Below are 13396 nucleotides of genomic sequence, written 5' to 3'. Positions count from 1 at the left end.
AGCCCCATGAGCCACAACAGCTTCGGCCATCTCTTCCGCATCACCACCTGGGGCGAATCGCATGGGCTCGCCATCGGTTGCGTGGTCGATGGCTGCCCGCCGCGCCTTGCCCTGAGCGAAGCGGATATCCAGCCCTTCCTCGACAAGCGCCGGCCGGGGCAGAGCAAGTTCGTGACGCAACGCCAGGAAGCCGACCAGGTGAAGATCCTGTCCGGCACCTTCGAAGGCATCACCACCGGCACGCCCATCGCGCTGCACATCGACAACACCGACCAGCGCAGCAAGGACTATGGCGAGATCAAGGACCGGTTCCGCCCGGGCCATGCCGACCTGACCTACGAACTCAAATACGGCGTGCGCGACTATCGCGGCGGCGGGCGTTCCTCGGCGCGCGAGACGGCGATGCGCGTGGCCGCCGGGGCGGTGGCGCGCAAGGTGCTGGAAGGGGTGACCATCCGCGGCGCGCTGGTGGCGATGGGCGGGGACTGGATCGACCCGGCGAACCATGACTGGGCGCAGGTGGATGAAAACCCCTTCTTCTGCCCCGATGCCGCCGCCGCCGCGCGCTGGGAAGCCCGGCTGAACGCGGCCCGGAAAAGCGGCTCCTCGCTCGGCGCGGTGGTGGAGGTGGTGGCGGAGGGCGTGCCACCCGGCCTCGGCGCGCCGATCTACGGCAAGCTCGATTCCGACATCGCGGCCGCGCTGATGTCGATCAACGCGGTGAAGGGCGTCGAGATCGGCGCCGGCTTCTCGGCCGCCAATTTCTCCGGCGAGGAGAACGCGGACGAGATGCGCATGGGCGCGGATGGCGAGGTGCTGTTCGACAGCAACCATGCCGGGGGCATCCTGGGCGGCATCTCCACCGGCCAGCCCATCGTGGCCCGTTTCGCGGTGAAGCCGACCAGTTCCATCCTCACACCGCGCCGCTCGGTGGATCGCTTCGGCGAGGAGGTGGAGGTGCTGACCAAGGGCCGCCACGACCCCTGTGTGGGCATCCGCGCCGTGCCGGTGGGCGAGGCGATGCTCGCCTTGGTGCTGGCCGACCACCTGCTGCGCCACCGCGCCCAGAACCCGGATGCGCCAAGCCGCGCCCGCCTGCCACGGAACTGATTTCTCCCGGCCGGGCACGGCGCGGAAAACCGCTCTCCCGGCGGGACTTCCCGTGGGACGCGCGACGCCGCACAATCGGGCCGACGGGAGATTCCGATGCCGGACACGAATACGCCTGACCTGCCCCGCCGCATGACCGGCAATGGCGAGGTCGTGGCCACCCAGACGCCGATCGGCGACACGGTGAAGACCACCACCTGCTACATGTGCGCCTGCCGCTGTGGCATCAAAGTGCACCTCAAGGATGGCCGGGTCCGCTACATCGAGGGCAATCCGGACCATCCGGTGAATCGCGGCGTGCTCTGCGGCAAGGGCAGCGCGGGCATCATGACGCAGTATTCGCCCGCCCGCCTGCAGGCGCCGCTGAAGCGCGTGGGCCCGCGCGGATCGGGCGAATTCGCCGAGATTTCCTGGGCGGAGGCGATGGAGATCGCCACGGGCTGGCTCAGCCATGTGCGCGCGACGGACCCGAAGCGCCTCGCCTTCTTCACCGGCCGCGACCAGTCGCAATCGCTGACGGGCTTCTGGGCGGCGCAGTTCGGCACGCCCAATTTCGCGGCGCATGGCGGCTTCTGCTCGGTCAACATGGCCGCGGGCGGGCTCTACACCATCGGCGGCTCCTTCTGGGAGTTCGGCGAACCCGACTACGAGCACGCGAAATACTTCATGATGTTCGGCGTCGCCGAGGACCATGACAGCAACCCGATCAAGATCGGGCTCGGCAAGATGAAGGGGCGCGGGGCGAAGTTCGTCTCGGTGAACCCGGTGCGCACGGGCTATTCGGCCATCGCCGATGAGTGGGTGGGCATCCGCCCCGGCACGGATGGCCTCTTCATCATGGCGCTGATCCACGAATTGCTGCGGCTGGATCGCGTCGATCTCGATTTCCTCGTGCGCTACACCAACGCGACCTGGCTGGTGCTGCGCAATCCGGGCGGGGCGGATGACGGGCTTTTCGCACGCGACGCCGAAGGCAGGCCGCTCGCCTGGGATCGCGTGGCGCAGCAGGCCGTGCCGGCGGCGACCGATGGCATGCAGCCCGCGATCGTGGGCGAGGTGACGCTGGAAGATGGCCGCCGCGCCGTGCCGGTCTTCGAACTGATGGCCTCACGCTATCTCGGCGCCGAGTACGCGCCCGAGGCCGTGGCCGAGCGCTGCGGGGTCAGTGCCGCGCGCATCCGCCGCCTCGCCGCCGAGATCGCCGACGTGGCCTTCAACCAGACCATCACCCTCGACGTGCCCTGGACCGACGCGCTCGGCCGGCGGCATGAGAAGATGGTTGGCCGGCCCATCGCCTTCCACGCGATGCGCGGCATCTCGGCGCACAGCAACGGCTTCCACACCTGCCGCGCGCTGCACCTGTTGCAGATGCTGCTGGGTGCGATCGATACGCCGGGCTCCTGGCGCTACAAATCGCCCTTCCCACGCCCCATCCCGCCCGGGCCCGGGCCGGCCGGCAAGGTGAGCGCGCCGAACACGCCCATCGCGGGCAATCTGCTCGGCTTCCCGCAGGGGCCGGACGATCTGATGGTGGACGAGCACGGCCAACCGCTGCGCATCGACAAATCCTTCAGCTGGGAAGCGCCCCTCGGCCTGCACGGCATGATGCACACCGTCATCGGCAATGCCGGGGCGGAGGATCCCTACCCCATCGACACGCTGTTCATGTTCATGGCGAACATGGCCTGGAACAGCGCGATGAATCCGCTGGAGACGATCCGCATCCTCACGGAAAAGCGCGATGACGGCGAATACCGCATCCCGCATGTGATCTATGCCGACGCCTTCTTCAGCGAGACGGTGCCCTATGCCGATCTCATCCTGCCCGACACGACCTATCTGGAGCGCTGGGACGCGATCAGCCTGCTGGATCGGCCCATCGGTTCCTCGCACGGGCCGGGGGACGCGATCCGCCAGCCCGTGGTCAAGCCGGACCGCGACGTGCGGCCCTTCCAGGAGGTGCTGATCGAACTCGGCGCGCGGCTCGGCCTGCCCGCCTTCGTGAAGGAGGACGGCTCGCCCAGGTTCAAGGACTACCCGGACTACATCGTGAACCACCAGCGCATGCCCGGCGTGGGACCGCTCGCCGGCTGGCGTGGCGTGGATGGCGAGAAATCGGGCGTGGGCGAGCCCAACGCCAACCAGCTCGAGAAATACATCGCCAATGGCTGCTTCTGGCGCCACGAACTGCCGCCCGAGCAGAGCTACTTCAAGCACGCCAACCGCGCCTATCTGGATGGCGCCAAGGCCATGGGGCTGATCGGCGTGGCGAACCAGATCGTCATGCAGATCTATTCGGAGCCCTTGCAGAAATTCCGCCTCGCCGCGCAGGGCCATGGCGCGAAGCAGCCGCCCGACCATCTGCGCCAGCGCGTGGCCACCTATTGCGACCCGATGCCGATCTGGTACGCGCCGCTCGAACAGGCGGCGCATGACACCACGCCCTACGCCTTCTCCGCCGTCACGCAGCGGCCGATGGCGATGTACCATTCCTGGGGCTCGATGAATGCCTGGCTGCGCCAGATCCACGGCGCCAACCGGCTCTACATGAGCCGCGCGCGCGCCACCGAACTCGGCATCGGCGAGGATGACTGGGTCTGGGTCGAAAGCCGCGCCGGGCGCGTGAAGGGCCAGGTCGCGCTGATGGAGGGCGTGAACCCCGACACGGTCTGGACCTGGAACGCCATCGGCAAGCGCGCGGGGGCCTGGCAGCTCAGCGAGGACAGCCCCGAGAGCACGCGCGGCTTCCTGCTCAACCACGTCATCACCGAATGGCTGCCGGCGCAGGAAGGTTTCCGGGCCGCCAATGCCGACCCGGTCACGGGCCAGGCAGCCTGGTACGATCTGCGCGTCAGCGTGACGAAGTGCACCGCCGAGGAGGCCGCCGAAACCTGGCCCCGCCCGCCCGCGCAGCAGAAGCCGCCGAACATGCCGCAAATTCCCACCCTGCTGCGGGAGGGCGCACGATGACCGAATTGCCCCCCGCCACCGCGAAGAAGCTGGGCCTGGTCATCGACCTCGACACCTGCGTCGGCTGCCAGGCCTGTGCCACCAACTGCAAGGAGTGGAACAGCGGCGGGCATTCCGGCCCGCTGCCCGACCTCAAGCCCTATTCCGCCGGGGCCGAGGGCGTGTGGTTCAACCGCGTGCACAGCTATGAGGCCGGCGAGGGCGAGGCCGGGCGCACCGTGCATTTCCCGCGATCCTGCCTGCATTGCGAGACGCCCGCCTGCGTCACCGTCTGCCCCACCGGGGCGAGCTACAAGCGCGCCGAGGACGGCATCGTGCTGGTCAATGCCGATAGCTGCATCGGCTGCGGGCTCTGCGCCTGGGCCTGCCCCTATGGCGCGCGCGAGATGGATGAGGATGAGGGGGTGATGAAGAAATGCACCCTCTGCGTCGATCGCATCTACAACGAGACCATCCCCGAGCCGCAGCGCCAGCCGGCCTGCGTCATCACCTGCCCGGTGGGCGCGCGGCATTTCGGCGATCTTGGTGATCCGGCCAGCAAGGTCTCGCAGCTTGTCGCCGCGCGCGGCGGCTACGACCTGATGCCGGAGATGGGCTACCAGCCCACCAACAAATACCTCCCCCCGCGCGAGCGGCCGAAGGTGAACCCGGACACGCTGGCGGAATCGGTGCCCACCGCGCTCGACATCAAGAACCCGCTGCTGCGCTGGCTGGACAGGGCGCTGAGCCGATGAACCCCGCTCCTTCCATCGTCTTCTTCACCACGGCGTCGGGCGCCGGCTATGGGCTGCTCTTCTGGCTGGGGCTGCTGCGCCCGCTCGGCCAGACGCCGGGCGGCACGGTCTTCGGGCTGGTGGCGCTGGCCCTGGCGCTGCTGCTGATCACCGCGGGCCTGCTGTCCTCCACCTTCCATCTTGGCCATCCGGAGCGCGCCTGGCGGGCGCTGAGCCAGTGGCGTTCCTCCTGGCTGTCGCGGGAGGGCGTGGCCGCCATCGCCACCTATCCGCCGGCGCTGCTCTTCGGCCTCGCGATCCTCGCGGAGCGGCCGGGCCTTGCGCTGGTCACGGGGCTTCTGGCCGCAGCGGGCGCGGCGACGACGGTGTGGTGCACCGGCATGATCTACGCCTCCCTCAAGCCGATCCGGCAATGGCACCACCCGATGGTGGCACCCGGCTACCTGGTCTTCGCCGGCTTCTCCGGCGCGGCGCTGCTGGCGGCGCTCGCCGGGCTTTGGGGGAATGCGGCGCTGCCCGCGCTGCTCGCCGCCCTGTTCGGCGCCGGTTCGCTGGCCTGGAAGCGCGTCTATTGGCGCCAGATCGACACGCCCGACCCCACCGCGCCGACCATCGAGACCGCCACCGGGCTGGGGCGCATCGGCCGCACGCGGCCGCTCGACCCGCCGCATACCGAGCAGAACTGGCTGCTGCGCGAGATGGGCTTCCGCGTCGCGCGCAAGCATCGGGAGAAGCTGCGCGCCCTCACGCTGGCGGGCTTCGCGGCCTCGGTCGCGCTCTGCCTGATGGCGGTGCTGGCTGGCGGCGGGGCGCTGCTGCTGCTGCCCGCGGCCCTCGCGGCCCTGGCCGGGCTGGTGGTGGAGCGCTGGCTGATGTTCGCGGAGGCCACCCACAGCGTCACGCTGTTCTACACCGGAGCGTGACGCGGAATCAGCACGCTTACCGAAACGGGAAGCTTGACGACGCCCCCCTGGGCGCGGTTTAGAGTTTCAGGAATTTTTGAACAGGCTGAACCGATGCCCTTCGCCGAGCACCTGCCTGATCCGACCGACCTCTCCCGCTTCCGCGCCCTGGTCGGGGAGAAGCTCTGGCGCGGGCGCCTTGCCCAGATCCGCGCCCAGGCGCAGACCGCCTCGCTCTCCGGCCGCGCCAGCCAGCAGCGCCATGCGCTGGAACTCACCCTCGCGCGCCTTGCCGATCCCAAGGCCCTGGCCGGCGCCAGCGCCGCCGAGCGGCGCGTCGCCGGCTTCGCGCGTGAAGCGGCGCAGCTGGCCGAAACCCTGCCCGCCCCCGCCCGCCAGCGCCTGCGCGACCGGATCGAAGCCGGGCTGAGCGGCGAAGCGACGCTGGTTCCCCTGTTCCACCTGCTGCGCACCGCCGCCCTGCACCGTGCCCGCGGTTTCGAGGTCTCCTTCACCGGCCTCGCCGAGGACACGCCCTTCGACCTGCTGATCACGCGGGAGGGCATGCAGGCCGAAGTCGCCTGCGAGACCATCTCCGCCGAGGAAGGCCGGGAGGTGCATCGCGGCGAATGGTGCGCGCTGGTCGATCGCGTGAACCCGGAATTGCAGACCTGGCTCGCCGCCCATCCCGGCCGCTATCTGCTCAAGATGACGCTGCCCGAGGGCATGGCCACCGACGCCCAGGTGGCCGAGCTGCACCGGCGCATCGCCACCCTGCTGCAGGACCAGAAGCGGCAGGATTCCTCGGCCGACGCCGTGCTGAAGCTCGACCCGCTGGTGCTGGCCGGCGCCCAGGCGGCCGGGCAGCGCCTGCCGCAGCAGCTGCGCGCCCAGTTCGGGGAGGAGGCGCATCTGGCCGTCACCACCTCCGCCGCCTCGGGCTCGGTCTTCGTCATGGCAGCGCGGGCGGGGCGGGAGAATTCCATCGCCGGCGCCATCACCCGCCGCCTCGGCCTGGCTGCCGCGGCACGGCTGAGCCACCAGCGCCCGGGCATCATCGCCACCTTCGTCGAGGATGTGGACAAGGCCGAGTGGCGCGGGCTGCGGGAACGGCTGGAGCTTGAAGGGGCCACCCGCCGCTGGCTGACCGAGCCGGTGGCGCGGCCCGTCATCGCCGTTTCCTGCGCCAGCCGGATGGAGCTGTTCGGCCTCGCCCCCCCGGACGCCGCGCCGGAGGGCGAGCTGCGCTTCCGCAACCCGAGCCACCCGCAGGCCAAGCACCTGGCACTCGCCCCGGCCGTGCTCTCCTCCCAGTGAAGGCAGCCATAGGGCGAGACCGTCACATTTGTCTCGCATTTTGGTACGATATCGGTTACGCAGGATTACTGCCCCCGAGGATCCGATGACCGAACGCGAGCAGAGCGCCAAGCAGGCCGAGTTGGATCGCCTCCTGAACGACCCCGAGACGCGCATGGATGCGCACCGGGTCTGGCTTCTGACGGCTGAGTTGGCGGCGGCCCAAGCCAAGGCGCAGGCGCCCGCTTCGCGTTAGGGTCCAAACCCGAACAGGGATGTGGTGGATGGCCGAGGGCTGGTCGTTGCCGGGCAGGAAGCGACCGACGCCGATGCTGGTTGCATCGGCGAGCGTCGCTGACGCCCCCGGCGGCGGCCAGAACCGGCCAGCCGCCCATCTCCTGATTGGGTTTGGACCCTAGGACTTCCGGGCCGCGATCAGGAATTCGCGGTTGCCCTCGGGGCCGAGCAGCGGGCTCGGCTCCACCCCCAGCACCTTCCAGCCGGGCAGGTCCGACCACCAGTGGCGGATGCCGGCGCAGACCGAATCGTGCACCCGCGCGTCGCGCACCACGCCGCCCTTGGCGACATTGGGGCCGACCTCGAATTGCGGCTTGATCAGCGCCACTGCCCAGGCGCCCGGCGCGGCGAGGCCAAGGGCGGCCGGCAGCACGGTGCGCAGGCCGATGAAGCTGGCATCGCAGACCACCGCGCCGGGGGCCTCCGGCACATGGCTCGCCTCCAGGTAGCGCGCATTGGTGCGTTCCAGCACGACGACGCGGGGATCGTTGCGCAGCTTCCAGGCAAGCTGCCCATGCCCGACATCCACCGCATAGACCTTGGCCGCGCCGTGATGCAGCAGCACATCGGTGAAGCCGCCGGTCGAGGCACCGACATCCAGCGCCACCACGCCCCGCGCCTTCAGCCCGAAATGCGCGATGGCATGGTCGAGCTTCACACCCCCGCGCGACACCCAGGGATGGTCCTGGCCGCGCACCTCGAGCGGCTGGTCCTCACGCACCGTATCCCCGGCCTTGGCGATGCGGACCTCGCCCGAATAGACCGTGCCGGCCATGATCAGCGCCTGGGCGCGGCTGCGGCTTTCGGCGAGGCCACGCTCGACAAGGGCAATGTCGGCGCGCTGCTTGGGGATGGCTGCCATCAGGGGGCGAAGCGCCGCAGGGCCGCGCGATCGATGGCGATGCCGAGCCCCGGCCCCTCCGGCACCCGCATCACGCCCTGCACCGCCTGAAGGGGTGTCTCCAGCAGCGCCTCGCGCACCGGATGGGGGGAGCGGTCGAGTTCGAGCAACGGCGGGCGGGGGAACAGGCCGGGCGGGTTGTCCGGCAGCACCGCCAGCAGATGCAGCGAGGCGGCGAGCGCCACCCCCGTGCCCCAGACATGCGGGTTGACGCGCATGCCGAAGGCGCTGGCCATGTCGGCGATCTTCTTGAGTTCCGAAATGCCCCCGCAGGCCGCGACATCGGGCTGGAGGATGTCGGTGGCGCGGCGCTGGATCAGGTCGCGGAAGCCCCAGCGGGCGAAGCTCGCCTCGCCGCCGGCGACGGGGATGGGCTGGCCGCGCCGGACCTCGACATAGCCCTCGATATCCTCGGGCGGCACCGGCTCCTCGAACCAGCCGATGCCGCAATCGGCCACGGCCCGGCCATAGGCGATGGCGGCGGGCACGTCATAGGCGTGGTTGCAATCGACCAGCAGGCCGATATCGGGGCCGATGGCGGCGCGGAAGCCGCGGGTCAGCGCGATATCCTCGGCCAACCCCCAGCCGGTCTTGAGCTTGAGCGTGCGGAAGCCCTCGCCGATCCGCTGCCCGGCCTCCTCGACCAGATAGGCCAGGTGGTCGTCCCGCTCGCGCCGGTAGAAGCCCGTGGCATAGGCCTCGACCTCCAGGCGCAGCGGGCCGCCCATCAGGCGGTGCACCGGCAGGTCCAGCACCTTGCCGGCGATGTCCCACAGCGCGATGTCCAGGGCGCTGATCGCCTCCACCACCAGGCCGCGCTGGCCGTGGTCGCGCAGGCGGTTGTAGAGCGCCTGCCACAGCGCCTCCCGCGCCAGGGCGTCCTGGCCGACCAGCAGCGGCGCGAGCCAGGCACAGATGGGCGCGGTGAGTTCGGGCGGGCCGAAGGCCTCACCCCAGCCGGTCACCCCATCCTCGGTCGTGACCTCGACCAGCATGGCACCCCGCCGGCGATACCAGGCCTGGGAATAGGCGAAGGGCTCCGCGAGGTCGGCCATCAGCACATGCGGCGTGACGGACCGGATGCGCGTGCCGCGCGCCATATCAGGCGCGCGCCGGCTGGGCCTGCACCTCGGCCACGCCGAGCGCGGCCATGGCGGTGGCGACGATGTGGCGCGCGTTCAGCCCGGCGATGTCGTACTGCACCTTGGGCGCCGCATGGTCGATGTAGATGTCGGGCAGCGTCATCGGGCGGAACTTGGTCTGCCCGTCCAGCAGCCCCTTCCAGGCCAGATGCTGCGCCACCAGGCTGCCGAAGCCCCCCACCGAGCCTTCCTCGATGGTGATCAGCACCGGGTGCTCGCGCGCCAGGCGCTCGACCAGCTGGGTGTCGAGCGGCTTGGCGAAGCGGGCATCGGCGACGGTGCAGGACAGCCCCTGCGCCGCCAGCTCCTCCGCCGCCTTCAGGCATTCCGCGAGGCGCGTGCCATAGCTGAGCAGGGCCACCGAATTGCCCTCCCGCAGCACGCGCCCGCGCCCGATCTCGAGCGGCGTGCCGCGCGCGGGCAGGGCCACGCCCGTGCCCTCGCCGCGCGGATAGCGGAAGGCGCTGGGGCGGTCGTCGATGGCGGCCGCCGTGGCGACCATGTGCATCAGCTCGGCCTCATCGGCGCAGGCCATCAGCACCATGTTGGGCAGGCAGCCGAGATAGGCGATGTCGAAGCTGCCCGCATGCGTCGCGCCATCCGCACCCACCAGCCCCGCGCGATCCATGGCGAAGCGCACCGGCAGGGATTGCAGCGCCACGTCATGCACCACCTGGTCATAGGCGCGCTGGAGGAAGGTGGAATAGATCGCGACGAAGGGCTTCAGCCCCTCGGTCGCCATGCCGGCCGCGCAGGTCACGGCGTGCTGCTCGGCGATGCCGACATCGAAGCAGCGCTTGGGGAATTTCTTGGCGAAGGCATCGAGCCCCGTGCCCGCGGGCATCGCAGCGTTGATGGAGACGATGCGCTCATCGGCCTCGGCCTCGGCGATCAGCGCATTGGCAAAGACCTTGGTGTAGCTCGGCGGGCCGGGCGGGGCCTTGGCCTGCTCGCCGGTGATGACGTTGAACTTCGCCACGCCGTGGTACTTGTCGGCACTCGCCTCGGCCGGCGCATAGCCCTTGCCCTTCTGCGTCACGACATGCAGCAGGATCGGCTGGCCTTCCTCCGCATCGCGCAGATTGCGCAACACGGGCAGCAGGTGGTCGAGGTCATGCCCGTCGATCGGGCCGACATAGTAGAAGCCCAGCTCCTCGAAGAGCGTGCCGCCGGTCAGCAGCCCGCGCGCGAATTCCTCCGCCCGGCGCGCCGTGCGCTCGATCGGGCGCGGGAAGCGCTTGGCCAGGCGCCCCATCAGCTCGCGCACCGAAAGGAACGGGCGGGAAGAGATCAGGCGCGAGAGATAGGCGCTCATCGCCCCCACGGGGGGCGCGATCGACATGTCGTTGTCGTTGAGGATGACGATGAGGCGCGCCTTGGAGGCACCCGCATTGTTCATCGCCTCATAGGCCATGCCGGCGGACATGGAGCCATCGCCGATGATGGCGATCACATGCCGGTCATCGCCCTTGAGGTCGCGCGCCAGCGCCATGCCGAGGCCGGCGGAGATGGAGGTGGAGGAATGCGCCGCGCCGAAGGGGTCGAACTCGCTCTCGCTGCGCCGGGTGAAGCCGGACAGCCCGCCCTCCTGCCGCAGGGTGCGGATGCGGTCGCGCCGGCCGGTCAGGATCTTGTGCGGATAGGCCTGGTGGCCGACATCCCAGATCAGCCGGTCGCGCGGCGTCTCGAACACCGCATGGACCGCGACGGTCAGTTCCACCACGCCGAGCGACGCCCCCAGATGCCCGCCGGTCTGCGACACGGCATGGATCGTCTCGGCCCGGACCTCGCCCGCCAATTGCTTGAGCTGGTCGGAGGAGAAGTTCTTCATGTCCGCTGGCGTGCGGACCCGGTCGAGCAGGGGCGTGGCCGGTGTCTGCATGGCGGTCAGCTCTTTCGTTGGATCGTGTAGCTCGCGAGGTCGCGCAACAGATCGGCACTCTCCCCGAAACTGTCGAGATGCACGCGCGCCTGGTCCACCAGCCTTTCGGCGTGCAGCTTCGCGCGTTCGAGGCCGAGCAGGCCGACCAGCGTGGCCTTGCCGGCCTCGGCATCCTTGCCGGTGCGCTTGCCGGTTTCCTCCGCCGTCGCGGTGGCGTCGAGCAGGTCGTCGGCGATCTGGAAGGCGGCGCCGAGGTCCCGCCCATAGGCGGCCAGCGCGTGGCGCTGGTAGGAAGAGGCCTTGCCCAGGATGGCGCCCGCCTCGGCCGAGAATTCGATCAGCCGCCCGGTCTTGAGGAGCTGCAGCCGCCCCACCGCGGGTTCATCCAGCGGCTCGCCCGCGCGCTCGGCCAGCATGTCCAGCATCTGCCCGCCGCACATGCCCCGCGCGCCGGCGGCCCGCGCCAGGCAGCGCACGAGCTCGATCCGCACGGCGGTGTCGGAATGCGTCTCGTCATCGGCCAGCACGCCGAAAGCCAGCGCCTGCAGCGCATCGCCGGCGATGATGGCGGTGGCTTCGTCGAAGGCCTTGTGCACGGTGGGCTTGCCGCGGCGCAGATCGTCATCGTCCATCGCGGGCAGATCGTCATGCACCAGGGAATAGGCGTGCAGCATCTCGATGCTCGCCGCCACGCGCAGTGCCGATTGGCGGGAGACGCCGAACTGCCGCGCGCCTTCCAGCACCAGGAAGCCACGCATGCGCTTGCCGCCGCCGATCGTGGCGTAGCGCATGGCGGCCAGCAGCGGTGCCTCCGGCCCCTCGGCCTGGGGCAGCAGCATGTCGAGCGCCGAATCGATCTCGGCGGCGGCCTCGCGCAGCGCGGCGGCCAGGGGCGCGGAGGAGGCGGACATCAGGTGGCGTCCCGCAGGGACTGCCCGCCGGGACCATCGACGATCGCCTGCACCTTGGCCTCGGCCTCGGCCAGCTTCTGCTCGCAATGGGCGCGCAGCGCGGCGCCGCGCTCATAGGCGCTGACCGCCTCTTCCAGCCTGCCCTTGCCGCCTTCCAGGTTCTTCACGATCCCCTCAAGCTCCGCCAACGCCTCCTCGAATGTCATGGTGCCGACCGGCTTCGGAGTGTCAAGTTCAGTTGACGGCATGGGGCGTTCCAGGACCAGAGAAATCGGAAAGGAGGGGCTGAGGGGCGCGCCGTTCAGGCGTGCATCAGCGCCCGGACATGGGTGGCGGCGGAGCTCGCCAGCGCCTCCAGATCGTAGCCGCCTTCGAGCAGGGAGACCAGTTTGCCCCCCGCATGGCGGTCGGCGATGCCGCAAAGCTCGGTGGTGAGCCAGGCGAAATCGCCCTCCCGCACCCGCAGCTGGGCCAGGGGGTCGCGCGCATGGGCGTCGAAGCCGGCGGAGATGATCAGCAGGTCGGGCGCGAAGGCCTCAAGCGCCGGCAGCAGATGGTCCCGCCAGGCGGCGCGGAAGGCCGCGCCATCGGCGCCGGGCGGCAGGGGCGCGTTCAGGATGTTGCCCACGCCCGTCTCATGCGCCTCCCCGGTGCCGGGGTAGCAGGGGGATTGGTGGCTGCTGGCGTAGAACAGGCTGGCATCGGCCTCGAAACAGGCCTGGGTGCCATTGCCGTGATGCACGTCGAAATCCACCACCGCGACGCGGGCGATGCCATGCACCGCCTGGGCGTGGCGGGCGGCCACGGCGGCATTGGCAAACAGACAAAAACCCATGGGCCGGTTCGGCTCGGCATGGTGGCCGGGCGGGCGGACGGCGCAGAAGACGCGGCGCACCTCGCCCCGGCAGACCGCATCCACCCCGGCAACGGCGGCGCCGGCGGCACGAAGCGCGGCCTCGGCGCTGCCCCAGCTCATGATGGTGTCGCCATCCAGCGCCACCTGGTCATCGGGCTCGGGCCGGATGCCGAGGATGGCCTGGACGTAGTTGGCCGGATGCACGCGCTCAAGCTGTTCCACCGTGGCCTGGGGGGCCTCGTCGCGCAGCAGGTCGGAGAATTCCTCGCTATCCAGGGCGCGCAGCACGGCGCGCAGCCGGTCGGGGCATTCGGGGTGGTGCGGGCCGGGGTCGTGGTTGAGGCAGGCGCGATGGCTGAACAGCAGGACGCTCATGTCTTGGCCCTCAATCGCCG

Annotated in this window: 12 protein-coding genes; 6 read left to right on the top strand and 6 right to left on the bottom strand. The window is 70.2% G+C overall.

The features are described 5' to 3' along the window. Positions 1 to 6: 6 nt before the first annotated feature. From aroC to AC2D9U_RS12125, 6 genes are all read left to right on the top strand, one after another. Positions 7 to 1110 (top strand): chorismate synthase, encoded by a 1104-nt coding sequence (aroC, locus tag AC2D9U_RS12150; RefSeq protein ID WP_484749266.1) that lies wholly within the window; start codon positions 7 to 9, stop codon positions 1108 to 1110. Between the two features lie 96 nt (positions 1111 to 1206). Continuing rightward, the gene (locus AC2D9U_RS12145) at positions 1207 to 4080 is read left to right on the top strand and encodes a molybdopterin oxidoreductase family protein (protein WP_484749263.1); all 2874 of its coding nucleotides are present in this window, start codon (positions 1207 to 1209) and stop codon (positions 4078 to 4080) included. After that, on the top strand, positions 4077 to 4814 hold the full coding sequence (locus AC2D9U_RS12140) for a 4Fe-4S dicluster domain-containing protein (protein ID WP_484749260.1): 738 nt from the start codon (positions 4077 to 4079) through the stop codon (positions 4812 to 4814). The genes AC2D9U_RS12145 and AC2D9U_RS12140 overlap by 4 nt, the downstream gene beginning before the upstream one ends. Beyond that, complete coding sequence (locus AC2D9U_RS12135; RefSeq protein ID WP_484749258.1) at positions 4811 to 5737, top strand: dimethyl sulfoxide reductase anchor subunit family protein; 927 nt, start codon at positions 4811 to 4813, stop codon at positions 5735 to 5737. The genes AC2D9U_RS12140 and AC2D9U_RS12135 overlap by 4 nt, the downstream gene beginning before the upstream one ends. A 93-nt stretch (positions 5738 to 5830) precedes the next feature. Further along, on the top strand, positions 5831 to 7033 hold the full coding sequence (locus AC2D9U_RS12130) for a hypothetical protein (protein WP_484749256.1): 1203 nt from the start codon (positions 5831 to 5833) through the stop codon (positions 7031 to 7033). Between the two features lie 85 nt (positions 7034 to 7118). Further along, entirely contained in the window at positions 7119 to 7268 is a 150-nt protein-coding gene (locus AC2D9U_RS12125; protein WP_484749254.1) for a peptide chain release factor 1, read from the top strand. A gap of 159 nt (positions 7269 to 7427) precedes the next feature. Here the strand turns inward: AC2D9U_RS12125 and AC2D9U_RS12120 are convergent, their stop codons facing one another. The 6 genes from AC2D9U_RS12120 to AC2D9U_RS12095 form a co-directional block, all read right to left on the bottom strand. Next, the gene (locus tag AC2D9U_RS12120) at positions 7428 to 8171 is read right to left on the bottom strand and encodes a TlyA family RNA methyltransferase (RefSeq protein WP_484749251.1); all 744 of its coding nucleotides are present in this window, start codon (positions 8169 to 8171) and stop codon (positions 7428 to 7430) included. Next, positions 8171 to 9310, bottom strand: coding sequence for a mandelate racemase/muconate lactonizing enzyme family protein (locus AC2D9U_RS12115; protein WP_484749249.1), 1140 nt, complete (start codon positions 9308 to 9310; stop codon positions 8171 to 8173). Before AC2D9U_RS12115 ends, AC2D9U_RS12120 begins: the two co-directional genes overlap by 1 nt. A 1-nt stretch (position 9311) precedes the next feature. Beyond that, the gene (dxs, locus tag AC2D9U_RS12110) at positions 9312 to 11234 is read right to left on the bottom strand and encodes a 1-deoxy-D-xylulose-5-phosphate synthase (RefSeq protein WP_484749247.1); all 1923 of its coding nucleotides are present in this window, start codon (positions 11232 to 11234) and stop codon (positions 9312 to 9314) included. Positions 11235 to 11239: 5 nt separating this feature from the next. Beyond that, positions 11240 to 12145, bottom strand: coding sequence for a polyprenyl synthetase family protein (locus AC2D9U_RS12105; protein ID WP_484749245.1), 906 nt, complete (start codon positions 12143 to 12145; stop codon positions 11240 to 11242). Beyond that, positions 12145 to 12351 (bottom strand): exodeoxyribonuclease VII small subunit, encoded by a 207-nt coding sequence (gene xseB, locus AC2D9U_RS12100; RefSeq protein ID WP_484749244.1) that lies wholly within the window; start codon positions 12349 to 12351, stop codon positions 12145 to 12147. Before xseB ends, AC2D9U_RS12105 begins: the two co-directional genes overlap by 1 nt. Before the next feature lie 95 nt (positions 12352 to 12446). After that, positions 12447 to 13376 carry a histone deacetylase family protein gene (locus AC2D9U_RS12095; protein WP_484749242.1) on the bottom strand — a complete coding sequence of 310 codons (930 nt, stop codon included), beginning with the start codon at positions 13374 to 13376 and terminating at the stop codon, positions 12447 to 12449. Positions 13377 to 13396 lie beyond the last annotated feature (20 nt).

Source organism: Roseomonas sp. TF40, assembly GCF_057219975.1.
This window is presented reverse-complemented; position numbering and strand designations above follow the sequence as displayed.